Below are 23,636 nucleotides of genomic sequence, written 5' to 3' on the forward strand. Positions count from 1 at the left end.
AACGATCATGAACCTGTTCGACCTTCAGTCGCTGGAGACCCCCAAGGACGAGGCCATCGGTGACGTCGAGACCGGGAGCCGCGCGAGCCTCCTGCTCTGCGGCGACAGCAGCCTCAGCGTGACGACCTGTAACTGACCCGATCCGGCTTCCCGCGCGGCGCCTGAACGCCGGTGTGGAGTCACGGTGCCCCTGGAGCGCTGCTCCCGGGGCACCGGCCGTCGGGGCCGGACACCGTCCGCGGTCCCGGGGGCGCGTTCCGGTACGCATAGGGAGAGAGGGGATCGGATGGCCTCGCCGACCGGTTCCGACCGGCTGCTCACCGGCGCCGCACGGCACACCGCGGGCATCACCGCGGCGCTGCTGCTCTGCTCCGTCGTTGGCGCCGCCTGCTCGCTCGCCGTCCCCGCGCTCGCCGGCGGGACCCTGGACCTGCTGCTGCGCCACGGGGCCGGGGCGGAGACGTGGCTGGCGTGGACCGCCGCGCTGCTCGCCGTGGAGATCCTCGCGGAGACCGGCACCGTGCTCCTGACCCAGCTCGCCAACGCCCGCGCCACCGCGTGGATCCGGCTGCGCGCCCTGGCCGGCCTCCTCGGCACCGCCCCCCACCGGGCGGCGCCCCACTCGGGCGGTGACGTCGCCGCACGGCTGTGCGTCAACGCCAACGACAGCGGCACCGCCCCGGCGGCCCTCGCGACCTCGGTGTCCTCCGTGCTCGTACCGATCGGAGCGCTCGCGGCCCTGGCGCTCATCCATCCCTGGACCGCGATGGTCTTCGCCGCCGGTCTCCCGCTGCTCCTGTTGCTCCTGCGCGCGTTCGCCACCCAGTCCTCCGACTCGGTCGGCCGGTACCAGCAGGCGCAGGGCGCCATGGCCGCCCGGCTAGCCGAAGCGCTGGGCGGCGCCCGTACCATCGCCGCCGCCGACACGGCACGCCGCGAGGAGGACCGCATCCTCGCCCCGCTGCCGGAACTGACCCTGCACGGTACGCGCATGTGGCTCGTCCACGGCCGTGCCGTGGCCCGCAGCGGAGTCCTGCTCCCGCTGCTCACCACGGCCGTCGTCGCGGTGGCGGGGATGGGTCTCGCCGCGGGTGACGTCAGCGTGGGCGAGCTGATGGCCGCGTCCCGGTACGCGGCGCTCGCCGCCGGGATCGGAGGCGTCGCGGCGCCCCTCGGCACCCTGGTCCGGGCCCGCAGCGCGGGCCGCCGCACCGCCGAGCTCGCCCGTCTGGAACCGATGGCCCACGGTGCCGCCGTCCTGCCGCCCGACGGGCCCGGCGATCTGGAACTGCGCCAGGTGCGGGTGGTGCGCGGGGGCGTTCCCCTGATCACGGACGTGACGCTCGCCGTCGCGGGCGGCTCGACGGTGGCCGTCGTGGGCCGCTCGGGTGCGGGCAAGTCCACTCTGGCGGCCGTCGCGGGCAGGCTGACCGACCCCGATGCCGGACACGTTCTTCTGGACGGTGTCGACCTGGCCGACCTGGCCGCCGTGGAGCTGCGGGGGGCCACCGCGTACGCCTTCGCACGTCCGGTCTTCGACGGCGGCGCCACCGTCACGATCGGCGCGGCGCTGGCCGCCGGAACCGGCCCCGCGCGGGGCCCCGCCACAGCGGAGAGGGTCAAGGAGGCCGCGACGGCCGTCCGCGCCGACGCCTTCCTCCGGCTGCTGCCCCGCGGCTACGAGACCCCGGTGGACGAGGCGCCGCTGTCCGGCGGAGAGGCCCAGCGCCTGGGCCTGGCACGGGCCTTCGTCAACCATGGGCGCCTGATGATCCTCGACGACGCGACGTCCAGCCTCGACACGGCCACCGAACGGCAGGTGGAGCGCGCCCTCGCCGCGTCACCGCGACCGTGCACCAAGCTGATCGTCGCCCACCGGGTGTCCACCGCCGCCCGAGCGGACCGGGTGGTCTGGATGGAGGCGGGCCGCGTGCGAAGGACCGGACCTCACCGTCTGCTGTGGGAGGACCCGGAGTACCGCGCGGTGTTCACGGCGGAGGCTTCGACGCCGGTGGCCGAGGCGGACGCCGCGACAGCCGGGGTGGAAGCGGTGACACCCGGAACGAAGACGTCGACGCCGCCGACCGGAGCGGAGGCGCGCACGTGACACCGGCGCCGCGCACGACGCAGGCGAAGGATCCGACGGAGCCGACGGAGGCGGACACTCCGGCGTCAAAGCCGACTCCGACTCCGGCTCCGGCCTCCGGGGAGGCGGCCACGGCCCGGCGCGCCATGGCGCCCGTCCGGTCCCTCCTGCGCCGTCGCAAGGGCGCCCTGGCGAGACTGGCGGCATGGTCGGCCGCCGAGTCCGCCCAGACGTTCTTCGGCGGCTACTGCGTGGCCCGCTCCCTCGACGACGGCTTCTTGAAGGGCTCCCCCGCTACAGGACTGCTCTGGCTGGCTGGAGCCGCCGTGGCCATCCTTCTCGGAGCTCCTGTCGTCCGGGGGGTCTTCGCGCAACTCCCCCACCTCGCGGAATCGTTGAGGGACGACCTCGTACGAGGGTCGGTCGTACGGGCCCTGCGCTCGGCCACCGCCGCGGGCCGCGGCGCGGACACCACCGCGGTGTCCCGGCTGACGAGCCAGACCGAGATCGCCCGGGACAGTTTCGCCGGACTGGTGCTCGCGGCCCGCTCCTTCGTGTTCGTCGCCGTGGGAGCCCTCGCCGGCCTGGTGTCACTCGCGCCGCAGTTCCTCCTCGTCGTGATCCCTCCCCTGGCGCTGGGCCTCGCCCTGTTCACGGCGTCGCTACGGCCCATGGCACGGGCCCAGCACCGCTACCTCGACGCCGACGAGGCGGTCGGCCGGCGCGCCGAGATCACCCGTACCGCCCTGCGCGACATCGTGGCCTGCGGTGCCCAGGAGGCGACCGCCGCGGAGAACCGCCGTGCCGTCGAGGAGGCCGCGGCCGCCCAGCGTGTCCTGGCCCGCTGGGCGGCCGTCCGCACGCTGTCCGTGGCGACGGCCGGGCAGCTGCCGGTGTTCCTGCTGCTCGCCGCGACCCCGTGGCTCCTCCGCCAGGGTGTCACGGCGGGCGCCATGGTGGGGGCGCTCACCTACGTCCTCCAGTCGCTGCTTCCCGCCCTGCACACCCTGATGACCGTGCTGGGCGCGGCGGGCGCGCGGCTGTTCGTCATCCTGGACCGGCTCACCCGGCCGTTGCCCGCCGACCCCTCCCCCGCCGCCCCCACGACCTGTCCCCGTCGCAAGGGCCGGGCGACCGCGGCCCTGGAACTGCACCGCGTGCGCGCCACGTACGGAGCCGGGGCCCGTCCCGTACTGGACGATCTGGAACTGACCGTCGAACGGGGTGAACACCTCGCGGTCGTCGGTCCGAGCGGCATCGGCAAATCCACCCTTCTGCACGCGATGGCGGGCCTGCTGACGCCCGATCGGGGGGAGCTACGGCTCTTCGGCCGCGCGATCGGCACCTGCCGGCCGCCGGAACTCGCGGCCCTGCGCGTGCTCCTTCCTCAGGAGGCGTACGTCTTCACGGGCACCCTGCGGGAGAACCTGTGCTACCTGCGGTCCGGCGCCGGTCGGTCCGATGTCGACGGGGCTGTGGACGCGCTGGCCCTGCGGCCGCTCGTCGACCGGGTGGGCGGTCTCGACCGTACGCTGACGCCCGACACCCTGTCCCTCGGCGAACGCCAGCTCATCGCCCTGGGACGGGCCCATCTGGCCTCCGCCCCGCTGTTGCTGCTCGACGAGGCGACCTGCCACATGGATCCCGTCGCGGAGGCCACGGCCGAACACGCCCTGCGGGCCCGGCCCGGAACCCTGGTCGTCGTCGCCCACCGGCTGTCGTCCGCGCTCCGGGCCGACCGCGTCCTCGTCCTCGACGGCACCCGTGCCCAGTGCGGCACACACGCGGAGCTGCTGGAGCGTTCCGCTCTCTACCGCGACCTCATGGGGCACTGGGGCGAGACCGAGCGGTGAGTCATCCCGGCCGCGGCGACCTCACGCGGCCGCGGTTCAGGCCCACCCGGCGCCCTGGGCGATCCGGATGGCGTCCACACGGTTGCGGGCGCCGACCTTGCGTATGACGCTCGCCATGTAGTTGCGGACGGTGCCCTTGGACAGGAACAGTGTCGCGGCGATCTCGGAGATCGGCGCTCCGTTGGCGGCCAGCGACAGGACACTCAGCTCGCGCCGGGTCAAGGGCATTTCCGCGGCCTGCAGGAACCCGAGCGCCAGCGTTTCGTCGATGAAGCGCTCCCCTCTGGCCAGACGGTGTACCGCCTCCACCAGTCGACACTTGGGGCTGTCCTTGTCGACGAAGCCGGCCGCTCCTGCCGCGTGCGCCCGCCTCAGCACCCCCGGCCGGTGCCCCGGGACGAGGGCCAAGAGCGCCGAGCGGCCCGCCGTGTCGGCTCCGGACGAGGGTAAGCAGGCGGTCGCGGGTAGGACGGAGGGTGGCAGACACTCGGCGTCGACGACGTACACATCCGTCTCCGCCCGCCCGGCGGCCGGGCCGTCGGACCACCGAGGCAGCGAGGAGGCCACATGGATTTCGCTCGACCGCAGCAGTTCCTCGAGCGCGGTGCGCAAGAGCTGTGCCTCGTAGACCACCGTCACTCGTATCATTCCCAGCCCTTCGGTCCTGCGTCGTGCCAGGGGTGCACGACGCGAGCAGTCACCCCCACCCCTCTGCCCTTGACGCCCCGGGAAGAACGGGTCACCGGGCGCACGGAGGGCGCACGGCGCAGCGTCTCGGCCGGATCCGGTCCGTGCCCGTCACGGGAACGCAGGCCGACGACGTGCGGTGCCGACCGGCGCGCGCGGGGGTTGTCCGGATCCCACCCCGGCGCGGCTCGCCCCTGAACAGTCGCGGAACGACATCCTCCGCAGAGCACAGCGGAGGTCAGCGCGGGCGGCCCCGGGCCTTCAGATGGACCGCGGGGACTTCGGGAGCGGCCAGGCGGCCCCCGTCGTAGCCCTTGACCTCGCCGAAGCGGTCGGTGGACTGCGAGCACGTCCCATGCCGGTGGGCAGCGTGCCCACAGCCCGGGAGGCTGAGGTCGGGCGTGGGGGGGCCGGCTTCAGGCGGGGTCGGCTTCAGATCTCGATGACGATCTTCCCCGCGGTGTGGCCCTCCTGGCTGAGGGCGAAGGCCGCTCCGAGTTCGCCGAGCGGGAAGGTCGCAGCGACATCGACCGTGAGTCGGCCCTCGTCGGAGAGTCGGCCCAGAGCCGCGAGATCCTCGCCGGACGGCCTGACCCACATCCACTGGCCGCCCGCGCCGAGCACCCTGTGGTCGGCGACCGAGGCGTGCCGCCCGCCGTCGGCCAGGACGGCCAGGGTGGTTTCCAAGACACCGCCCACGAAGTCGGCGACGACGGTGACCCCGTCCGGAGCCAGTTCGCGGACGCGTTCGGCCAGCGCCTCCCCGTACGTCACGGGCTCGCAGCCGAAGCCGCGCAGCCGGTCGTGGTTGCGCGGGGAGGCGGTGCCGATGACCCGCGCGCCCAGCGCGCGGGCGAGCTGGACGCCGAAGGAGCCGACGCCGCCGGCCGCGCCGTGCACGAGGACGGTGTCGTCGGCGGTCGTGCCCAGGCGCGTGAGGAGCTGATGGGCGGTCAGGCCGGCCAGCGGCAGTCCGGCGGCCTGCGCCCAGTTCAACGAGGCGGGTTTGGCGGCGAGGGCGCGTACGGGCACGCTGACGAACTCCGCGAAGGTGCCGCCGTGCACGTAGTCCTTGCGGGCGTAGGCCATCACCGCGTCGCCGACCGCGAACTCGGGCACGTCGATGCCGAGCTTCTCGACGGTGCCGCTGACGTCCCAGCCGGGGACCGCCGGGTGGACGACGTCCATCAGGCTGTCGAGCCCGCCCGCCATGATCTTCCAGTCGACCGGGTTGACCGCGGCGCACCGGACCTTGACGAGGACCTCCCCGGGAGCGACCTTCGGCAGCGGCAGCCGGGTCTCGCGGAGCACCTCGATCCCGCCGTAGGTCTCGTACGCCATCGCCCTCATGGTGTCCTCGGACATCTCCGCAACCTTTCCTGTGCCGTTCGCTGCGCCGCCCATCTGAGCACGGCGTGTCCCCGGCGCCGCGGACGACTCGCTCGTCCTCGGCGGGCGACCGTGCCGGCGGGGCCGGCCGGGTGACGCCGGAGCGCGGGCCGCTCGGGTCGTGGCGGTCCCTGTGCGCTGGGGGCCCGGTCCGGGAGAGGGCGGGTGGGCGCTGGGTCGCCGTTTCCGTCGTCGTTCAATACTGTGCACAGCGGCCGTTCCGTACCGTGCGGAGTGCTGGAAGGGGACTCGTGATGGCCGGTCTGAGGCTGGGCCCGCTCCTGCGACACGTGGACTGGGAGTCGGGCACGAGCGCGACGGTGTGGGTCGAGGCCGACCGGGCGTGCACGGCGGAGGTCCGGTGCCCCGGGGGCGCGGGGGGTTCGACTCCGACGTTCCTCGTCGCCGGTCACCACTACGCGCTGGTGGTGGTGACCGGGCTCGTCCCCGGGTCGGTCACGGAGTACGAGGTGCTCCTGGACGGCGAGCGGGTGTGGCCCCTCGCCGGCTCGCCCCAGCCACCCAGCACCATCCGCACCCCGCCCGTCCCGGCGACGGGCGCGGTGGTCGCCTTCGGTTCGTGCCGGTGGGCGGCGCCTGCCGTGGGCGAGCCCGATCCGGTGGGTCCCGACGTCCTGGACACCCTCTCCGCGCGGCTCGCCGCCGACCCGGAGGACGGGCGTCCGGACGTTCTCCTCCTCCTCGGTGACCAGGTGTACGCGGACGAGACGTCGGCCGGCACCCGTGCGTGGATCGCCCGGCACCGGCGGGCCGCCGGTACCGGTTCCGCCGCCCCGCCGGACCAGGTCGCCGACTACGAGGAGTACACCCACCTCTATGACGAGTCCTGGGGCGATCCCGAACTGCGCTGGCTGCTGTCGACCGTGCCCAGCTGCATGATCTTCGACGACCACGACGTCATCGACGACTGGAACACCAGCGCCGCCTGGGTGGCCGACATGCGGGCGACGCCCTGGTGGCACGAGCGGATCACCGGTGGGCTGATGTCGTACTGGGTCTACCAGCACCTGGGCAACCTCTCCCCCGCCGAGCTCGCCGAGGACGAGCTGTACGCGGCGGTGCGGGCGGCCGACGACGGCACGGAGGTGCTGCGCGCGTACGCCGAACGCGCCGACGCCGACCCGGCGACGGTGCGCTGGAGCTATCGCAGGGACTTCGGCCGCACCCGGCTGCTGATGGTCGACACCCGGGCCGCGCGGGTGCTGGAGGAGCACGACCGGGCGATGCTGGACGCCGAGGAGGCGGCGTGGCTGCGGACGCAGGCGTTCGACGACCCCGGTCGTGTCGACCACCTGCTGGTGGGGACCTCGCTGCCGTGGCTGCTGCCCCCGATGGTCCATTTCGCGGAGGGGTGGCACGCGGCGCTGTGCCGGGGCGAGCGCGGCCCGCGGTGGGCGCGCTTCGGTGAGTGGCTGCGCCGGCGGGCGGATCTGGAGCACTGGGCGGCGTTCACGTCGTCGTTCGAGAGGCTGACGGAGACGGTCGCGGAGGTGGGGAGGGCCGGGACGGCGCCGGCGACGGTGTGCGTGCTGTCGGGGGACGTGCACCACGGGTATGTGGCGGAGCCCGTCTGGTCTGCCGGGGGGCAGCCGCGTTCCCGTGTCTTCCAGTTCACCTGTTCACCGCTGCACAACTCGGTGCCCGCGGTCATGCGGGTCGGGTTCCGGTTCGGCTGGAGCCGGTTCGCGAAGGGGATCGGGCATCTCCTCGCCCGCCACGGGCGGGTCGCGAGGCCGGCGGTCAGGTGGGAGCGCACCGGGGGGCCGTGGTTCGGCAACCAGTTGATGACGCTGACGCTGCGCGGGCGTACGGCGCGGCTGCGGCTGGAGAGGGCCTCGGCGGGGGCGAGGCGGGGGTCGCGCGGGACCGACCGGGCGGGGGCACGGCTCATCGGTGTCATCGACCGGAGTCTGACGGACGGAAGCTGACGGCGGCCCGGGCGGGTCCCGGAGGGCGGGTTGCGTGTCCTGGCGTGGGCCGCTCCCCCGGTGCCGTACCGGGGGAGCGGGGGTCCGGGCGGGTGCGCGCGGTGCCTGCCTGTGGGCGGCGGGGGCGGGCTTGCCGGTGGGGAGGGGTGGGGCTTGTCCTACAGCGGGCCGGCCCCGCCGGTGTGTCCGTAGTACGCAGCCACCTGGTCGCGGTACGCGATCTCGTCGAGGTGCTTCTCGCGGTGGAACTCGGGGGCGTTCTCGATCTGTGCCCGGCTGAGGTCCAGGTGGATCCTCTTGTCCTCCGCGTCGATGCGGGAGACCGTGTTCGCGGGCAGGAGGACCTCCTTGCCGAAGATCCATACACCGGTGTCGACCACGATGTAGGCGTCGTCGACCTCTTCGGAGTGCTTATCGACCTTGCCGATGCTCCCGTCGACCGCCTCCACCTTGTAGCCGGTGAGGTCCGTGCCGACGGCGTAGTTGAAGGACGGCCGGTAATTCCATGCGTTCTCAGTCACGTACGAACAACTCCTTCGTGTCACCCTCTGGCAAACGCGTGCCCCGTCGCGCCGTTCCCATGCCCGGGGGCCGGCATGGGTAGGGGGCCGTGCGCGGCGGGGGGTGTCGCGGGCGCGGCCCTGGTAGGGGGTGTGGGGGCTAGCTCGGTCTTCAACGTCTGGGGCGTTGGTCAGCCGCTGAACGGAGGTGATCTCAGGCCGCGTGGGACCCTCTCGGCATGCGCCTGGTAGCTGACGGAGCCACACCGACCTCGCGGTCGGTACTGGTCAAGGACCTCGAAACCGACGCCGGGTACGCCTTCGAGCCGGCGAGCGCCCTCTTCCTGGCTGCTGGTGGGGTGCGGAACCATCCCTCCCGGTGGCACGCCGAAAGCCGGAGGCGTGGCCGAGCAAGCCTCCTTCGGGATCGACCATGAGGAGAAAACCCCAGGTCAGCGCACCCTCCCCCGCGCCTTCAGCTGGGTCGCCGGGACCTCCGGGGCGTCCAGGCGGTCGCCGTCGTAGCCCTTGACGTCGCCGAAGCGGCCGGTCGTCATCCAGGCCTCTCTCGCCTCGCGGATCTCCTCGTCCGTGCGGCCCACGAAGTTCCACCACATGACGATCTCCTCCTCGAACGGTTCGCCGCCGAGGAGCATCAGGCCGGCGTCCGAGGCCGCGCGGAGGGGGAGTTCGGTGCGGCCGCAGCCGAGGTAGAGCATCGAGCCGGGGAGGACCGGGACGCCGTCGACGTGGGCCTCGCCGGACATCGCCAGGACCGCGTACTCGAAGTCGGGGTTCAGGGGAAGGCTCGTCTCCGTGCCGGCCGTGAGGGCGAGGTCGGCACCGACGAGCGGGGTGTACGTGGTGCCCGGCGAGGCGGCCCCGTCGAGTGCGCCGAGGATCACCGTGGCCGTGAGGCCCGGGGCCGTGACCCGGGGCAGGTCGGCGTGGTGTTGGAAGTGCGGCTCCACGTGACGGTGGGCGTCGGGGAGGGCGACCCAGAGCTGGGCCCCGTGCAGAAGGCGGGCGTGCTCCCTGGGGCTCTCCTCCGAGTGGGAGATGGCCCGTCCCGAGGTCATCAGGCCCAGTTCGCGCGGCCGGATGGTCTGGAGACTGCCGGTGGAGTCCCGGTGCAGGACCTCGCCCTCATGGAGCCAGCTGACGGTCTGGAGCCCCATGTGCGGATGCGGCGGGACCTGCATCCCCGGTTCGCCGGCGATGTCGTCGGGGCCGTAGTGGTCGACGAAGGCCCAGGCTCCGACCATCCGCCGGCCCAGGTTGGGGAGCAGGCGACGAACCTCGGTCGACTCTCCGAGCCGGACGCGCCGGGGACTGAGGAGTTCCCGTACCGGCTCGGCGACGACGAAGCCGCGGCCGCCGCACACGGTCAGCGTGGCCTGACGATCAAGATTGCTCATGTCGCTCAACCTATTCCTGTCCGGGTTCCGGGGTGCGTGGCGCCTCCCGGGGAGACGAGGCCGATTGTAGTGGAATGTTCAACCATCTTGTCTTGTTGACCTGGTCGGCCACCCCACAGGGTGGCAGATCCAGGGCTCCGGAAGGGGAGAGCAAGTGAGCGACACGTACTACGAGTTCGGAACGGCCGGGGAGCGCTGGGACCGCGCGCGGTTCTTCTTCGACGCGAAGGAGTACGGAACCGCCGTCCGCATCCTGCGCGGCCTGGTCGCCGAGCACCCGGAGCAGACGGCCCAGCGGCTCCTCCTCGCCCGGTCCTACTACCACTCCGCCCAGCTCTCCCGGGCCGAGACCGAACTGCGGGCCGTCCTGGAGCGCGACCCCGTCGAGCACTACGCCCGGCTGATGCTCGGCCGCACGCTGGAACGCCTCGGACGCGCGGACGAGGCCGCGCCGCATCTGCGGATGGCCGCCGCCATGGCCGGCGAGACGCCTGCGCCCTGAGACCGCCGTCCCGGAACCGCCGTCCTGACGCGGCCTCCCCTGACGCTGCCGTCCTGACGCGGAGCTGATACCCCTGGGCGGTATATTGGTCCGCCAGGAGGTCATGGCTTTGCGTACCCATCGAGCAGAACACGGCAGACGAGCGGAAGGCGCCCTCGCGCACCTTCTGCTCGTCGTCGTGCTCGCGCTCGGTGTGTTCCTGATGCACTCCGTCGGCCATCCCGAGGGTTCCGGCGGGAGCGGGAGCGGGGGCCTCGGTGGGGAGACGAGCGCCGCCGCCTTCACCACCTCCGCGCACGACGCCCATAACGCTCCCAGTGACGCGAGTTCCGGCTCCCCGCACGAACCCGGCACCGGGACCGACATGACCACCCTGTGCGTCGCCGTCCTCGCCGGCTTGTTGCTCGCGGGGCTCGTACGGGCCGCACTCGGGCGCCGTCCCCACTGGCTCGCCCTCCTCCTCGCCCGGCTGGCGCCCGCGCTGGGGCCGCACGCGCCGCCGCCCCGGCCTCCCGACCTCGCCCAACTGTCCGTCCTGCGGATCTAGGCCGTACCGCCGCCGCGGGCGCTTCGTGCTGCCCGTGGATGCCTTCGGCCTGCCCCTTTCCGTACGTACGAACATCACACGAGGTACCACGCTCATGCATGCCTTCACCCGTCGCGCCACCCGCACGTCCGTCGTCGGCGCCGCCGTCGCAGCCGGGCTCCTGCTCTCCGCCTGCGGCTCGGACCCCAGCGGTACGTCCGTCTCTGCCTCCGGCTCCCCCACCGCCACGGCCACCGCCGCCGCCCCCGGCGCCTTCAACGACGCGGACGTCATGTTCGCGCAGATGATGATCCCCCACCACGAGCAGGCCCTGGAGATGGCGAAGCTCGCCGAGGGCCGGGCCGAGGACCCGGAGGTCAAGAAGCTGGTCACCGCGATCGAACAGGCCCAGGACCCGGAGATCCAGAAGATGAAGGCCTGGCTGAAGGGCTGGGGCAAGCCCGAGTCGGCCGGTCACGGCGCCTCCGGTGGCGGACACGGCATGGCCGGGATGATGTCCGACCAGGACATGAAGGACCTGGCCGCCGCCAAGGGCAGGGACTTCGACCGCACGTTCGCCGAGCTGATGATCGCCCATCACGACGGCGCCGTCGCCATGGCGAAGGACGAGCAGAAGAACGGCCGCAACGTCACGGCCAAGTCACTCGCCGATGACGTCGTACGGACCCAGTCCGCCGAAGTCACCGCCCTGCGGAAGATCCTCGACCGGCTCTGATCCGGCGCCGCCTGCGGTGGACCGGGGCGGGCCTGCGGCGGACCCGGAACAGCCCCGGGGCGGTCCCGCCGCCCCGGGTTCAGCGCCCCGCTCAGCGCTCCACCACCACCTCCCCGCCCACCACGACCGTCTCCGCCACCGTCCCCGGGATCTCCTCGGGGGCGATGCGGAGGATGTCGCGGGAGAGGACGACGAAGTCCGCCAGCTTGCCGACCGTCAGCGAACCCCGTTCGTGCTCCAGGAAGTTGGCGTACGCCGAGCCCATCGTGTAGCCCTCGACGGCCGTGGCGACATCGATCGTCTCGCCCGCCGTCCAGGCCTCGCCTCCGCCGGGCGGGCGGCGGGTCACGGCAGCGTGGATGCCGACCATCGGGTCCATCTCAGCGACATTCCAGTCGCTGGAGAGGGCCAGGACCGCGCCGGCCGCGTGCAGGCTGCGCAGGGGCCAGGCCTTGTGCCAGCGGTCGGGGCCGACGTTCTCGGCCCAGTCCTGGCCGGGGCCCGCGATGTCCGGGGCCGCGTGCCTCGGCTGCATGCACGCCACGACGCCCAGCGCGGCGAAGCGCGGGGTGTCGGCCGGGTCGAGGCACTCGACGTGCACGATCTGGTGGCGTGCGTCGCGCGGTCCGTTCGCGGCACGGGCCCGCTCGACGGCGTCGAGGACGGTTCGGATGCCCCGGTCGCCGGTGGCGTGGACGAAGCACTGGAAGCCCCGCGCGTCGAGGCGCGTGAACAGTTCGGCGAACTCCTCGGGCGGGTAGAAGGTGTCACCGCGATGGTGGGAGCAGCCCGCGTACGGTTCCAGGAGAGCGGCGGTACGGGGTTCCACGACGTCGTCGATGTACAGCTTGAGCGGGCCGACCCTCAGCCGGTCGTCGGCGTACTCGCCGGCCGCCGCCTCGAACGCGTCCAGGTCCGCGTCGGTCGTACCGCGCGGGTGGAAGAGCGCGGCGACGATCCGGGAGCGCAGGCGGCCCTCGGCCCGGGCGCGGTCGAAGAGGGCGAGGTCGTCGAGGGAGTTCTGGGGTTCGACGACGGTGGTGATGCCGAAACCGATGGCGTCGTCGAGGCTCTTGGCGAGACGGCCGTACTGCCGGTCCTGCGACGCCCAGGGGACGCCGAGTTCGCGCAGGGCCCGATGGCCGTCGCGGGAGAGGCCCTTGATGGCGAAGTCCTGGACGAATCCGGTCGGTTCGCCGGTCGCCGGGTCGGTGACCGCCCGGCCGAAGAGGAGGTCGGTGTGGTCGCGGTCGACGCCGAGGCGCTTGAGGGCGGCGGTGTTGAGCCAGGCGGTGTGGACGTCGTAGCTGAGGACGAGGGCGGGGGTGTCACCGGTGGCCGGGTCGAGGTCGGCCGCGCTGGGCATGCGGCCCCCTGGGACGGCGGAGTAGTCGAAGGCCTCGGCCTCGATCCACTCGGCGTCCGGGTGCGCGCTGCGCCAGGCTCGGATCCGGGCGTGGATCTCGTCGAGGTCGCGCGCGCCGGCGAGCTGGACGCAGGCGTCGTCGGAGCCGAGGCGGACGTGGTTGTGGGCGTCGACGAAGCCGGGGAGGACGAGCCGTCCGCCGGCGTCCAGGACCTGGGTGCCGGGGGCCGTCCAGGCCCCGGCACCGGCGTCGGAGCCGATCCAGACGATGCGCCCGGCCCGGACGGCGAGCGCCTGCGCCTCGGGGAGCGCGGGATCGACGGTGTGGATCCGGGCTCCGATGAGGACCAACTCGGCGGGAGCGGGAGCAGGAGCGGAGGCAGTAGGGGCAGGGGCGGCGGCGGGGGTTGCGCTGTTCATGCGGGGTGGCTCCGTGATGTACGTACGAGGGTGAGGGGGATGGGGCGCGGGCAGCATCCGGGGGCGGAGTAGAGGGCTCAGGCACCCACCGGCCTGACCCGGCCCCGCGCGAGGAGCACGTACACCAGCGCCGAGACCACCGCGCCGAGCAGCGTCAGGTCCGCGCCGCCCAGGGGGGCGACGAGTGGGCCGGTCCACAGTGCGGAGTCGCAGGTGAGTGCCGAGAAGAGAAGGCCGGCAAGGAGCGCCGTCAGGCCCGCCGGGTGCCAGCCGGAGCGGTACCCGTAGGCCCCGCCGGTGCGCGCGTGCAGTGCGGCGGCGTCGTACGTGCAGCGGCGGAGCACCATGTCGGCGAGGAAGACCCCGCCCCAGGGGGCGAAGACGATGATCAGGAGGGAGAGGAAGGAGAGGAGCGAGGTGGTGAAGTCGGTGAGGAAGAGGGCGCCGAGGGAGCCCGCGGCGGTCACGGCGGCGCTGATGACGATGGCGCGGGCCCGGCTCCAGGGGATGCCGAGCACCTGGAGGTTCAGGCTCGACGAGTAGAGCGTGATGATCGAGTTGGTGACGGAGCCGCCGAGGACCAGGGCGAGGAAGAGCGGCTGGAACCAGCCGGGGAGCAGGCTCTCGGTGCCCGCGACGGCGTCGGTCATGTCGGTCTGGGTCGCGGCGGCCACTCCCGCGACGCCGAGGGCGACGGAGGAGACGAAGCCTCCGAGGGCTCCGCTCCAGGTCACGGCCTTGAGGGAGGTGGTACGGGGCAGGTAGCGGGTGTAGTCGGCGGGCATCGGGAGGTACGAGAAGGGGCCCGCGAGCATGACGACGAAGGCGAGGCTCCAGCCGGCGGCGCCGGGCGCGGCGGCGGGGGCGGAGGTGTCGGCGCCGGGCAGGACGAGGACGAGCAGGGCGGCGAAGCCGGCGGCGAGGACGTAGGCCATCCAGCGTTCGGCGAACTGGACGGTCGCGTGGCCCCAGAGGGCGACGGCGAAGGTCAGGGCGAGGGTGACGGCGAGGGCGAGGGCACGGGAGGCGTGGCCGCCGTTCCAGCCGAGGTCGGCGAAGAACGCTTCGAGGGCGAGGGTGCCGACCACGGTGTTGACGATGGTGTAGCCGATGCTGACGATCCAGTTCAGCAGCCCGGCGGGCCAGTTGCCGCGTCGGCCGAAGGCGGCCCGGGAGAGGACGAGGGTGGCGGTGCCGGTGCGCACGCCGCCGAGTCCCGCCGCGCCGATGGCGAGGAAGGAGAGGCCGCTGATGACGACGACGGCGGTGGCCTGCCAGAAGGAGAGCCCGAAGGCGACGGCGAGGGCGCCGTTGATGACGTAGGTGAAGGTGAGGTTCGAGCCGAACCAGAGCCAGAACACGTCCTTGGCGCTTCCGTGCCGCTCGGCGTCGGGTATGGGGTCGATCCCGTGCTCCTCGACCCGGAACACCTCGTCCCGGCCGCCTGTGGTTCCCGCGGCTCCCGTGGTCCCAGGTGCCGTCTCATGTCCGAGCACACCGCACTCCTGTCTTGAATGCCGTTCTAAGTCTTAGAACGGCATTCAAGATGTGCGATGGGTTCAGGCCACGTCAAGACCTTCGGAGGTTGCGATTAAGGTCGACCTGTCGAGTGATGGCGGAGCGAACAGGACGGGGACAGCGGCGGTGGCAGGGGCGGCACGACGGCGGGACGGGCACGTCACCCAGGAACGGATGCTGGAGGAGGCCATGGCGGCGATCGCCGAGGACGGCCTCGCCTCCCTCACGATGTCGGCGCTCGCGGAGCGGCTCGGCACGAGCGGCGGCCACATCCTGTACTACTTCGGCAGCAAGGACCTGCTGCTGCTCGCCGCCCTGCGGTGGAGCGAGGCGGCGCTCGCCGAGGAGCGCCGCGCGCTGCTGGCCCGGCGGACCACCGCCGAGCGCAAGCTCGACCAGTTCCTCCGGCTCTACCTGCCACTCGGCCCGCGCGACCCGCGCTGGACCCTGTGGATCGAGCTCTGGGCCCGCACCCCCGGCAACGGCGCGCTGCGCGAGGCCCAGGAGGAACTCGACCGGGGCTGGCAGGAGGACCTGGAGGCGCTGTTCGCGGCCGGCGTCGCGCGACGCCGGTTCGCCCCGCTCGACGCGGGCGGCCGCGCCTCCGAACTCCTGGCCCTGCTCGACGGGTTGAGCACCCGTGTCGTCCTGGGCCAGGAGTCCGGCCGCGATCCGCGGCCCGCCCTTGAGGTGGCACGCTCGGCCGTACGGGCACTCGTCCCCCCGTACGCCCCCAAGGGCGCCCTCAACAGCCCTTCCGCGCAAGCGATATGACGGTACGTCAGCCCCGGTAGGCCTCAAGGAGGCGCAGCCACGCCTCGCTCAGCGTCGGGTACGAGGGGACGGCGTGCCACAGGCGGGCGATCGGGACCTCGCCGACGACCGCGACGGTCGCCGAGTGGATCAGCTCCCCGATGCCGGGGCCGACGAAGGAGACCCCGAGGACGACCTCCCGGTCGAGGTCGACGACCATCCGGGCGTGCCCGCGGTACCCCTGGGCGTAGAGCCCGGCTCCGGCCACCTGCCCCATGTCCAGGTCCACGGCCCGGACCCGGTACCCGGCCTGTTCGGCCTCGGCCAGGCTGAGGCCGACGGCGGCCGCCTCGGGGTCGCTGAACACCACCTGCGGTACGGCGGCGTGGTCGGCGGTGGCGGCGTGCGCACCCCAACTCCCTTCGTCCAGCGGCTCGGTGCCCCGTGCGCGGGCGGCGATCGCGGCACCGGCGATCCGGGCCTGGTACTTGCCCTGGTGGGTCAGGAGCGCCCGGTGGTTGACGTCCCCGACGGCGTAGAGCCAGTCGCTGCCGGTGACCTTGAGGCTGTCGTCGACGTCGAGCCATGAACCCGGCTTGAGGCCGACCGCCTCCAGGCCGATGTCCTCGGTGCGCGGGGCCCGGCCGGTCGCGAAGAGGACCTCGTCGGCCTCGACGTGGTCACCGCCCTCCAGGACCACGGTGACCGGTCCCGTACCCCCGTCCCGTACGACCGCGCTGACCGCGGCGCCGGTACGGATGTCCGCGCCGCGCGAGGCGAGGGCCGCGGCGACGTGCTCGCCGACGAAGGGTTCCATCCGAGGCAGCAGGCCTCCGCCCCGTACGAGCATCGTGACCTTCGCGCCGAGGGCCTGCCAGGCGGTGGCCATCTCCACGCCCACCACTCCCCCGCCGACGACGGCGAGGCGCTCGGGCACCCGGTCGGCGCTGGTCGCCTCACGGCTGGTCCAGGGCCTGGCGCCGGGCAGGCCGGGCAGTTCGGGGAGGACGGCGCGGCTGCCGGTGCAGACGGCGACCGCGTGCCGGGCGGCGAGTACGTGCCGCTCGCCCTCGGGCCCGGTGACCCCGACCCGGCGCGGGCCGAGGAGTCGGCCGTGGCCCCGGAAGACCCGTACGCCGATGGAGTCGAGCCAGCCCACCTGGCCGTCGTCCTTCCAGTGGCCGACGACCTCGTCCCGGTGGGCGAGGACGTCGAGCGCGTCCAGCGGGCCGTAGACCGACTCGCGCAGTCCGGCGACCTTCCGGGCGTCGGAGCGGGCGATGGCGGGGCGGAGGAGGGCCTTGCTGGGCATGCAGGCCCAGTACGAGCACTCGCCGCCGATCAGCTCGCTCTCGACGATCGCGGCGCTGAGGCCGGCGGCCCGCACCCGGTCGACGACGTTCTCCCCCACCGGGCCCGCGCCGAGGACCACCACGTCGTACTCGAGTTCGTCTTCCACCGTTCGCGTCATGGGTCCCAGTCTGGCGCAGCGGGCCGGAATAGCGCGGCTCGATACGCCGTTGTGCCGGGCGAGTCCCCAGGGGACCGTGAGGACACCGCCAGGAGACCCCCGAGAGGCAGGAAAGCATGAGCACCGTAGAGCTCACCAAGGACAACTTCGACGAGATCGTCAGTGGCAACGAATTCGTCCTGATCGACTTCTGGGCTTCGTGGTGCGGTCCCTGCCGTCAGTTCGGCCCGGTCTTCGAGGCGGCCTCGGAGCGCCACCAGGACCTGGTCTTCGCGAAGGTGGACACCGAGGCGCAGCAGGAGCTGGCCGCCGCGTTCGAGATCCGTTCGATCCCGACGCTGATGATCGTGCGCGACAACGTGGCCGTGTTCGCGCAGCCGGGCGCCCTGCCGGAGGCCGCCCTCGAGGACGTCATCGGGCAGGCGCGCAAGCTGGACATGGACGAGGTCCGCAAGTCCGTCGAGGACGCCAAGGGGAAGTAGGCCCCCTCACGAGGGTGCCAAGGGGGGAGTAGACCCTCACGAGGACGCCGAAGGGAATGTAGACCCTCACGAGGGGGGTACGGGAGGAGTCTCCCGTACCCCCCTCTCGCGGGTCAGTCGCGGGCCGGGGGGCGTACGAGCGCCGTCAGGCCGTAGTCGAGTTCGCGCCCGTCGACGAGCAGCGCCTCGACCGTCCGCGTCTCGGGGTCGATGTCGGCCATGACGCCGTGCCCTTCGTAGATCGGATAGCCCGACTCGCCGCGCCGTCCGGTCGCCTCGACGACGGCCGAGCGGATGGCGCTGTCCGTCACCGAGGCGCCGCCCCGGTCCTCGACGTGCGCGGGTACAAGGAGGATCTCGAATCGCTTCGGAACGTTGCTCATGAACCGACGCTAAGCGTTCAGCTGGACTCCCGCCGGACGACCCGCGAGGCCAGCAGGGCCCGGCTGAGGGGCGGGGCCGCCGGTTCGCGTACGGCCCGGTCGACCAGCTCGGCCAGCTCGCGCCCCAGCACCATGTCGATCTGCACGGTGCTGAGCCGGGGCCGGAGGAGCCGGCCGAGGAGCAGGTCGTCCGCGCCGATGACGGCGGTGTCGGAGGGTACGGCGACGCCCGCGTCCTGGAGCGCCCGCATCAGGAGCATCGCGTACTCGTCGTTGTAGGCGAAGACGCCGTCGAGGCCCAGCTCGCGCCAGCGCGCGGCGAGCGCGTCCGCCGACTCCTCCTCGTACCGCAGCCGCAGGGGTACGACGGAGGCGTCCGTGCCCGCGACGGCGCGCCGGGCGCCTTCGAGGCGGGGGCCGGCGAACATCGCGAGTCCCGGCTCCTCGGGCATCACCACGCCGATCCTGCGGCGGCCGGTCTCCATCAGGTGGGCGGTGGCGACCTCACCGACGCGCCCCTGGTCCATGACGAGGGCGTGGGTGCCCTCGACGCCCTCGGTGCCGAGGGTGATGACCGCCCGCGCGCCGGAGCGTTTCAGGATCTCGACGCCCTGGCCGGTGAGCTGGATCTCGCCGAGCGAGACGACGGCCACCGGCCGGAGTTCGGCCCAGGCGCGGGCGGCCTCCTCGGCCTCCAGGCCGACGCTGCCGTACTGGACGACGGTGTAGTCGAGGCGCCGCAGCGCCCACTGGAAGTCGTTGAAGAACTGGCTGTACAGCGGCCCCACGGGAACGTGGGAGGTCGGCAGCAGCACCATCCGGCTGTGGCCGGCGCGCAGACTGCGGGCGGCGGCGTGCGGGACGTACCCCAGCTCCTCGGCCGCCTCCCGCACCCGTCGGCGGGTGGGCTCGCTGATGCGGACGGCCGAGGTGTTGTTCAGGACGTACGAGACGGTGGCCCGGGAGACGCCCGCGAGGCGGGCGACATCGGCGCTGGTCGGGACCGCGCGCCCGGCGGGGCGTCCGGAGGAGTGTTCGGTTGGCTGGCTCATCGCTCCGGCATCTTTCCAGAACGATCCGGCGCAAGGTCTGGCGGATGGCCGGAATCGAGTGCTACACAGTGCTCACACGCATCGCTGACACGTGTAACCCTACCGCTCGATCCGCTTCTCGCCCCTCCGTGGGGCGATCTCCCCAGGAGGGCACCGTGGCCCTTTCCTCCCCCGGCACCGACGCGTCCGACGCCGACCCTTCCGGCACCGGCTCGTCCGGCGCCGGCGCCTCCAGCACCGACGCCTCCGGTACCCGCCCCACCGGATCGCCCTCGGCGGCCCGGCCCACGCGCGGACTGCTCCCGCTGCTCCTCGCCGGGAACACCGCGATGTACGCCCTGTACGTCGGCGTCCCCGGCATGCTCCTCGCGCTCCAGATCGAGGACATCGACCCCGCCGACAAGGTGGCCAACTTCGGCCTCGTCTCCGGCATATCCGCGATCTTCGCCACCGTCTTCAACCCCGTCGCGGGCGCTCTCTCCGACCGCTCGGGCCGCCGCAACCCGTGGATCCTCGCCGGCGGACTCCTCGCCCTGCCGGTGATGCTGCTGCTCGGCAGCGTGGACACGATCCTGCTCGTCACCATCGCCTGGTGCCTCGGCCAGGCCGTCATGAACGTCTACCAGGCCGCCCTGACCTCCGTGGTGCCCGACCGGGTGCCCCTGGCCGCCCGGGGCAGGGCCTCGGCGGCCGTCGGCCTCGGGCTCCCCTTCGGCTCGACGATCGGCGCCCTCGTCGGCGCGGCCTTCTCCGAGGACTACCGCACCGGCTACCTCGTCTTCGGCGCGGTCGTCGCGGCCACCGCCGTGCTCTTCACGACCTGCGCCCGCGAGCAGCGGATGCCGGCCAAGGCCCCGCTGCCGGTGAGGGAGCAACTGGCGGCCTTCGGCAGCGCCCTCAGGGACCACGACTTCCGCTGGGCGTTCATCGGCCGCGCCCTCCTCGTCCTCGGCTACTTCGCGGTGGCCGGATTCCAGCTGTACATCCTCAAGGACCACACCGACCTGCCCGCCGAGCTCGGCGCCGAGGAGGCCGTGGCGGTCCTCATGCCGCTCAACGCGGTCGCGATGGTGGTCTCCACCGTGCTCGGCGGGTGGCTCTCGGACCGGTACGACCGCCGCAAGCTCTTCGTGGGCGCCTCCGCCGCGCTCGCCGCGGTGGCCCTGCTCATCCCGGCCGTCTCGACGAGTTGGACGGCGATGCTGGTGTTCTCCGTCGTCAACGGGCTCGGCTTCGGCTGCTACATGGCCGTCGACACCGCCCTGGTGACCATGGTCCTGCCGAAGGCCGAGGACGCGGCCCGCGACATGGGTGTCCTCAACGTCGCCAACGCGGGCCCGCAGATCGTCGCCCCCTTCGTGGCCTCGCTCGCCGTCTCCCTCAGTGGCGGGTACACGGCGCTGTTCCTGATCGCGGCCGTACTGTCGGTACTCGGCGCGCTCGCCGTGCGCCCCATCCGCAGCGTGCGCTGACCCCGCCGGCGTCCGCGGAGAACCGTCCATACGGTGGCGAAGCCGGGGCACACCATCCACCGGGACGGGTTCGACGGGTTCATGTCCGCGCCGGGCGACGGGATCTGACGTACCGTTCAGGCATGGACGACGCGTCGATGGACTCCTCGATGGTGGGACTGCTCGGCCGGGTGACCGGCACGATCGGGCCCGGTCTCGTCGGTGAGGTGATCGTCCGGATCCGGGGCGGTGCCGAGCACTTCCTCGCCCATCCGGCGGCCCCGAAGGAGCGGATCGATGTCGGAACGGTCGTGATGGTCATGGAACATCTCCCTCCGCGCACCGTCTATGTCACAGCCGCGTACGACAGTTGACCAAACCGTTGAGTGGCGCCCGTCACAGGCGCACACTCCCTCCACCGGGTCCGTGTCGGCTCCGGTGAAGGGGGACCCAGTCCATGGGCATCGGCATTCTGGCGGGCGTCGTCGTCGGCGCCTTCGCCGTTCTCATCGGTGTGTTCAAAATGATGTGGCGCGTCGCGGAACCCAACGAGGCGCTGATCATCTCCGGTTCCAACCACAAGAACGAGGGCCTCGGCGCGGGTATGGGGTTCCGTATCGTCACCGGCCGCGGCACGCTCGTCATGCCCGGAGTGCAGGCGGTGCGCAAGCTCTCGCTCGACCTCAACGAGACACAGCTGTCCGTCGAATGCGTCACCCACCAGGGCATTCCGCTCAAGGTCCGCGGTGTGGTGATCTTCAAGGTCGGTGACGACTTCGTGTCGATCGCCAACGCCGCACGCCGCTTCCTCGATCAGCAGAAGCTGATGTCGGAGCGGGTGCACATCGTCTTCGCCGGTCATCTCCGCGCCATCGTCGGCGGGTTGACCGTGGAGGACATGATCCGTGACCGGGAGAAGCTGACCGGGCAGGCCCGTTCGGCCTGTGGCACGGAGATGGAGAAGCTCGGTCTGATCGTCGACTCGCTGCAGATCCACGAGATCGAGGACCCGACCGGGTACATCAAGAACCTGGCCGCCCCGCACGCGGCCGCCGTCCAGCGGGACGCGCGGATCGCGCAGGCCGAGGCGAATCGGCGGGCGACCGAGGCCGAGCAGCAGGCCGCGGCGCGCATGTCGGAGGCGACCCGCGACAGCGAGATCCTCCAGGCGGGTTACCAGGCCGAGCGGGACCAGGCGTCCGCGAAGGCCCGGCAGGCAGGGCCGCTGGCCGAGGCGGCCTCCCGCCAGGAGGTCGTCGTCCAGGAGACCCGGGTCGCCGAGCTGGAGGGGCACCGCAAGGAGCAGCAGCTCCAGGCGGAGGTCCGCAAGCCCGCCGACGCGATGGCGTACGAGACCCGGACGCTGGCCGCGGCCGAGCGTGACGCCCGGATCTCGGCCGCCGAGGCCGACGCGAAGGAGACGGAGCTGGCGAGCGCGGCCAAGGCCACGGCGACCCGGCTCACGGGTGAGGCCGAGGCGGCGGCGCAGCACGCCAAGGGGCTCGCGGTCGCCGAGGCGACGCGGGCGAAGGGGCTGGCGGAGGCCGAGGCCATCAAGGCGCGTGCGGCGGCGCTCGCGGAGAACCAGGAGGCCGTGGTCGCCCAGCAGTTGGCCGAGAAGTGGCCGGAGATCGTCTCCGCGGGCGCGTCGGCGTTCGGGAACGTCGACCAGATGGTGCTGCTCAACGGCGCCGACGGGATGGCGGACGTGTTCGCCAAGGCGTTGACCATGGGCGGTACCGGGCTCGGTCTGGCCCGGCAGCTGCTCACCACGATGAACCCGGGCGCCCAGGAGCGGTTGGGGGCGGTGCCGTCACCGCGCGCGTCGGAGGAGAGCGTGGAGATCACGGTCTCCTCCGACGAGGAGTAGTCGCGCCACCTGCGTCCATGGGCCGGGCCCGGTGCCGTCACGACGGCGCCGGGCCCCGGTCGTGCGCTCGGGCGGCCTCAGTTGTGGCCGAACTTGCGTTCCTTGCGGTGCGACGCGTGCTCGACGAGGGGCATCGACGGCTCTCTCGTGGGGGCCGTCGCGGACTTCTCCTTGGTGGCCGCGTCGGTACGGTGTTCATGGCCGCCGGTACGGGCTCCCCGGTTCGTACGGGTCTGTTTCTTGCCCACGATCGTGCCTCCCGTGACGGGTCTCGGACTGCGGTCCGTATCCCCTCAGCGTGGCACGGGGGCAGGAGGGCCGCATGTCAGAGCGGGCGGCCCAGGACGCGGGCGAAAGCGGCGAGCGTCGGCGTGCCCGACGCCCGGTCCAGTACGGCGAAGACGGCCTCCTCGAAGTGGCCGGCGAAGCGCCCGTCGCCGGTGAGGAGCGCCTTGAACGCGCCGGCGACCTGCTCCGGGTCGTTCTGGAAGACCCCGCAGCCCCAGGCGCCGAGCACGAGCCGCCGGTAGCCCGCGGCGGCCGCCGTCTCCAGGACACGCTCGGCGCGGGACGCGAGGGAGGCGGGCAGGCGGTGGGCGAGTTCGGGGGTGCGGCGGCGGACGACGCCCGCGTTGGGGGCGGGCGAGGTGAGGAAGCCGACGGTGAAGGGTTCGGCGAGGAGGGTCCCGCGGTCGTCGCGGAAGACCGGCACCCGGGGCGAGTGGATGACCCGGTCGGTGTAGAAGGCGTCCCGTTCTTCTCGGTGGTGGGCGTAGTAGGCGGGGGCGCGCAGCAGTGTGGCGTGGAGGGCGGAGGAGCGGCAGAGCGCCTCCTCCTGGGCCTGGGCGCCGTTGAGGTAGCCGCCGCCGGGGTTCCGGGCGGAGGCGAAGTTCAGGACGGCGACGGGGCGGGCCGCGTCGGCGCCGGTCATCCTGCGGGCGGCCACCAGGCTGCTCTCGCCGGTGACGTCGATGACCGGGGTGCGGTCGGTGTCGGGGGTGACCGCGACGGGTCCGGGGCCGTGGAGGCGGGTCCCGGCCAGGGCGGCGGTCAGGTCGTCGGTGAGAGAGACGGTCCGGCCGTCGGGAGCCTGGTACCGACCGGCGGCCACGATCTCCTCGGTGTGCCGCGCGATCGCGCGCAGTCGTGCACTCATGCCGTCCAGCTTGATCGTTTCGCCCCGTTCGGCACAACGGGATTTCCCGGATCGGAGGAGCGTCTCCC

The 23,636-nt window shown here is 72.8% G+C and carries 23 protein-coding genes; 12 read left to right on the forward strand and 11 right to left on the reverse strand.

Translation table 11 applies throughout. The annotated features are described in order from the left end of the window. Positions 1-7: 7 nt before the first annotated feature. The 3 genes from ramS (at position 8) to ABT034_RS11620 (ending at position 3,939) form a co-directional block, all read left to right on the forward strand. Positions 8-136 carry a mycelium formation morphogenetic lantipeptide SapB gene (ramS, locus tag ABT034_RS11610; RefSeq protein ID WP_015037662.1) on the forward strand — a complete coding sequence of 43 codons (129 nt, stop codon included), beginning with the start codon at positions 8-10 and terminating at the stop codon, positions 134-136. A gap of 150 nt (positions 137-286) precedes the next feature. Continuing rightward, positions 287-2,107 carry an ABC transporter ATP-binding protein gene (locus ABT034_RS11615; protein ID WP_351213807.1) on the forward strand — a complete coding sequence of 607 codons (1,821 nt, stop codon included), beginning with the start codon at positions 287-289 and terminating at the stop codon, positions 2,105-2,107. After that, positions 2,104-3,939, forward strand: a complete 1,836-nt coding sequence (locus ABT034_RS11620) for an ATP-binding cassette domain-containing protein (protein ID WP_351213809.1) — start codon at positions 2,104-2,106, stop codon at positions 3,937-3,939. Before ABT034_RS11615 ends, ABT034_RS11620 begins: the two co-directional genes overlap by 4 nt. Before the next feature lie 36 nt (positions 3,940-3,975). Here ABT034_RS11620 and ABT034_RS11625 read toward each other — a convergent pair whose 3' ends face one another. Further along, positions 3,976-4,587: a helix-turn-helix transcriptional regulator gene (locus ABT034_RS11625; RefSeq protein ID WP_351213811.1), complete on the reverse strand. Its 612-nt coding sequence runs from the start codon at positions 4,585-4,587 to the stop codon at positions 3,976-3,978. Between the two features lie 471 nt (positions 4,588-5,058). Beyond that, complete coding sequence (locus ABT034_RS11630) at positions 5,059-5,976, reverse strand: NADP-dependent oxidoreductase (protein WP_351214240.1); 918 nt, start codon at positions 5,974-5,976, stop codon at positions 5,059-5,061. A 293-nt stretch (positions 5,977-6,269) separates the two neighbouring features. Between ABT034_RS11630 and ABT034_RS11635 the strand changes: the two genes are divergently transcribed. Next, positions 6,270-7,964, forward strand: coding sequence for an alkaline phosphatase D family protein (locus ABT034_RS11635; protein WP_351213813.1), 1,695 nt, complete (start codon positions 6,270-6,272; stop codon positions 7,962-7,964). 158 nt (positions 7,965-8,122) lie between these two features. Here the strand turns inward: ABT034_RS11635 and ABT034_RS11640 are convergent, their stop codons facing one another. Further along, positions 8,123-8,485: a PRC-barrel domain-containing protein gene (locus tag ABT034_RS11640; RefSeq protein WP_351213815.1), complete on the reverse strand. Its 363-nt coding sequence runs from the start codon at positions 8,483-8,485 to the stop codon at positions 8,123-8,125. A 431-nt stretch (positions 8,486-8,916) separates the two neighbouring features. Next, on the reverse strand, positions 8,917-9,882 hold the full coding sequence (locus tag ABT034_RS11645; protein WP_351213817.1) for a pirin family protein: 966 nt from the start codon (positions 9,880-9,882) through the stop codon (positions 8,917-8,919). Between the two features lie 154 nt (positions 9,883-10,036). On the opposite strand from ABT034_RS11645, the gene ABT034_RS11650 reads away from it, so the two are divergent. The 3 genes from ABT034_RS11650 to ABT034_RS11660 all read left to right on the forward strand — a co-directional run bounded on the left by ABT034_RS11650 (position 10,037) and on the right by ABT034_RS11660 (position 11,646). Beyond that, entirely contained in the window at positions 10,037-10,384 is a 348-nt protein-coding gene (locus tag ABT034_RS11650; RefSeq protein ID WP_351213819.1) for a tetratricopeptide repeat protein, read from the forward strand. 109 nt (positions 10,385-10,493) lie between these two features. Beyond that, the gene (locus ABT034_RS11655; protein WP_502972882.1) at positions 10,494-10,931 is read left to right on the forward strand and encodes a DUF6153 family protein; all 438 of its coding nucleotides are present in this window, start codon (positions 10,494-10,496) and stop codon (positions 10,929-10,931) included. A 94-nt stretch (positions 10,932-11,025) separates the two neighbouring features. Then, entirely contained in the window at positions 11,026-11,646 is a 621-nt protein-coding gene (locus ABT034_RS11660; RefSeq protein WP_351213823.1) for a DUF305 domain-containing protein, read from the forward strand. A 91-nt stretch (positions 11,647-11,737) separates the two neighbouring features. On the opposite strand, the gene ABT034_RS11665 is transcribed toward ABT034_RS11660, so the two are convergent. Further along, the gene (locus ABT034_RS11665; RefSeq protein ID WP_351213825.1) at positions 11,738-13,432 is read right to left on the reverse strand and encodes an amidohydrolase; all 1,695 of its coding nucleotides are present in this window, start codon (positions 13,430-13,432) and stop codon (positions 11,738-11,740) included. A 77-nt stretch (positions 13,433-13,509) separates the two neighbouring features. Continuing rightward, complete coding sequence (locus ABT034_RS11670; RefSeq protein ID WP_351213827.1) at positions 13,510-14,928, reverse strand: purine-cytosine permease family protein; 1,419 nt, start codon at positions 14,926-14,928, stop codon at positions 13,510-13,512. 148 nt (positions 14,929-15,076) lie between these two features. Here ABT034_RS11670 and ABT034_RS11675 point away from each other — a divergent pair, with 148 nt between their 5' ends. Next, on the forward strand, positions 15,077-15,724 hold the full coding sequence (locus tag ABT034_RS11675) for a TetR/AcrR family transcriptional regulator (RefSeq protein WP_351213829.1): 648 nt from the start codon (positions 15,077-15,079) through the stop codon (positions 15,722-15,724). 7 nt (positions 15,725-15,731) lie between these two features. Here ABT034_RS11675 and ABT034_RS11680 read toward each other — a convergent pair whose 3' ends face one another. After that, entirely contained in the window at positions 15,732-17,174 is a 1,443-nt protein-coding gene (locus ABT034_RS11680; protein WP_351213831.1) for a dihydrolipoyl dehydrogenase family protein, read from the reverse strand. A 116-nt stretch (positions 17,175-17,290) separates the two neighbouring features. On the opposite strand from ABT034_RS11680, the gene trxA reads away from it, so the two are divergent. Continuing rightward, entirely contained in the window at positions 17,291-17,656 is a 366-nt protein-coding gene (trxA, locus tag ABT034_RS11685; protein WP_351213833.1) for a thioredoxin, read from the forward strand. Positions 17,657-17,769: 113 nt separating this feature from the next. Here trxA and ABT034_RS11690 read toward each other — a convergent pair whose 3' ends face one another. Both ABT034_RS11690 and ABT034_RS11695 read right to left on the reverse strand, forming a co-directional pair. After that, positions 17,770-18,039: a hypothetical protein gene (locus ABT034_RS11690; protein ID WP_351213835.1), complete on the reverse strand. Its 270-nt coding sequence runs from the start codon at positions 18,037-18,039 to the stop codon at positions 17,770-17,772. A 17-nt stretch (positions 18,040-18,056) separates the two neighbouring features. Further along, on the reverse strand, positions 18,057-19,091 hold the full coding sequence (locus ABT034_RS11695; protein ID WP_351213837.1) for a LacI family DNA-binding transcriptional regulator: 1,035 nt from the start codon (positions 19,089-19,091) through the stop codon (positions 18,057-18,059). A gap of 155 nt (positions 19,092-19,246) precedes the next feature. Here ABT034_RS11695 and ABT034_RS11700 point away from each other — a divergent pair, with 155 nt between their 5' ends. The 3 genes from ABT034_RS11700 (at position 19,247) to ABT034_RS11710 (ending at position 22,412) form a co-directional block, all read left to right on the forward strand. Then, complete coding sequence (locus ABT034_RS11700; RefSeq protein WP_351213839.1) at positions 19,247-20,563, forward strand: MFS transporter; 1,317 nt, start codon at positions 19,247-19,249, stop codon at positions 20,561-20,563. A gap of 149 nt (positions 20,564-20,712) precedes the next feature. Next, positions 20,713-20,916, forward strand: coding sequence for an NfeD C-terminal domain-containing protein (locus ABT034_RS11705; protein ID WP_502972896.1), 204 nt, complete (start codon positions 20,713-20,715; stop codon positions 20,914-20,916). 83 nt (positions 20,917-20,999) lie between these two features. Continuing rightward, positions 21,000-22,412 carry a flotillin family protein gene (locus ABT034_RS11710; RefSeq protein WP_351213843.1) on the forward strand — a complete coding sequence of 471 codons (1,413 nt, stop codon included), beginning with the start codon at positions 21,000-21,002 and terminating at the stop codon, positions 22,410-22,412. 77 nt (positions 22,413-22,489) lie between these two features. Here the strand turns inward: ABT034_RS11710 and ABT034_RS11715 are convergent, their stop codons facing one another. Together ABT034_RS11715 and ABT034_RS11720 are read right to left on the reverse strand one after the other, a co-directional pair. Continuing rightward, positions 22,490-22,660: a hypothetical protein gene (locus tag ABT034_RS11715; protein WP_351213845.1), complete on the reverse strand. Its 171-nt coding sequence runs from the start codon at positions 22,658-22,660 to the stop codon at positions 22,490-22,492. A gap of 77 nt (positions 22,661-22,737) precedes the next feature. Then, a complete protein-coding gene (locus ABT034_RS11720) occupies positions 22,738-23,568 on the reverse strand; it encodes a TIGR02452 family protein (protein WP_351213847.1) in 831 nt (276 codons plus the stop codon). Positions 23,569-23,636: the final 68 nt, after the last annotated feature.

This window comes from Streptomyces sp. NPDC002773 (assembly GCF_040295605.1).
Taxonomy (GTDB): domain Bacteria; phylum Actinomycetota; class Actinomycetes; order Streptomycetales; family Streptomycetaceae; genus Streptomyces.

What these genes read in the sequence shown, in the direction of transcription:
- trxA (WP_351213833.1), top strand. Translation starts at nt 17,291, where the DNA reads ATGAGCACCGTAGAGCTCACCAAGGACAACTTCGACGAGATCGTCAGT.
- ABT034_RS11680 (WP_351213831.1), bottom strand. Translation starts at nt 17,174, where the DNA reads ATGACGCGAACGGTGGAAGACGAACTCGAGTACGACGTGGTGGTCCTC.
- ABT034_RS11665 (WP_351213825.1), bottom strand. Translation starts at nt 13,432, where the DNA reads ATGAACAGCGCAACCCCCGCCGCCGCCCCTGCCCCTACTGCCTCCGCT.
- ramS (WP_015037662.1), top strand. Translation starts at nt 8, where the DNA reads ATGAACCTGTTCGACCTTCAGTCGCTGGAGACCCCCAAGGACGAGGCC.
- ABT034_RS11625 (WP_351213811.1), bottom strand. Translation starts at nt 4,587, where the DNA reads ATGATACGAGTGACGGTGGTCTACGAGGCACAGCTCTTGCGCACCGCG.
- ABT034_RS11705 (WP_502972896.1), top strand. Translation starts at nt 20,713, where the DNA reads ATGGTGGGACTGCTCGGCCGGGTGACCGGCACGATCGGGCCCGGTCTC.
- ABT034_RS11720 (WP_351213847.1), bottom strand. Translation starts at nt 23,568, where the DNA reads ATGAGTGCACGACTGCGCGCGATCGCGCGGCACACCGAGGAGATCGTG.
- ABT034_RS11645 (WP_351213817.1), bottom strand. Translation starts at nt 9,882, where the DNA reads ATGAGCAATCTTGATCGTCAGGCCACGCTGACCGTGTGCGGCGGCCGC.
- ABT034_RS11615 (WP_351213807.1), top strand. Translation starts at nt 287, where the DNA reads ATGGCCTCGCCGACCGGTTCCGACCGGCTGCTCACCGGCGCCGCACGG.
- ABT034_RS11690 (WP_351213835.1), bottom strand. Translation starts at nt 18,039, where the DNA reads ATGAGCAACGTTCCGAAGCGATTCGAGATCCTCCTTGTACCCGCGCAC.
- ABT034_RS11710 (WP_351213843.1), top strand. Translation starts at nt 21,000, where the DNA reads ATGGGCATCGGCATTCTGGCGGGCGTCGTCGTCGGCGCCTTCGCCGTT.
- ABT034_RS11660 (WP_351213823.1), top strand. Translation starts at nt 11,026, where the DNA reads ATGCATGCCTTCACCCGTCGCGCCACCCGCACGTCCGTCGTCGGCGCC.
- ABT034_RS11630 (WP_351214240.1), bottom strand. Translation starts at nt 5,976, where the DNA reads ATGAGGGCGATGGCGTACGAGACCTACGGCGGGATCGAGGTGCTCCGC.
- ABT034_RS11635 (WP_351213813.1), top strand. Translation starts at nt 6,270, where the DNA reads ATGGCCGGTCTGAGGCTGGGCCCGCTCCTGCGACACGTGGACTGGGAG.
- ABT034_RS11695 (WP_351213837.1), bottom strand. Translation starts at nt 19,091, where the DNA reads ATGAGCCAGCCAACCGAACACTCCTCCGGACGCCCCGCCGGGCGCGCG.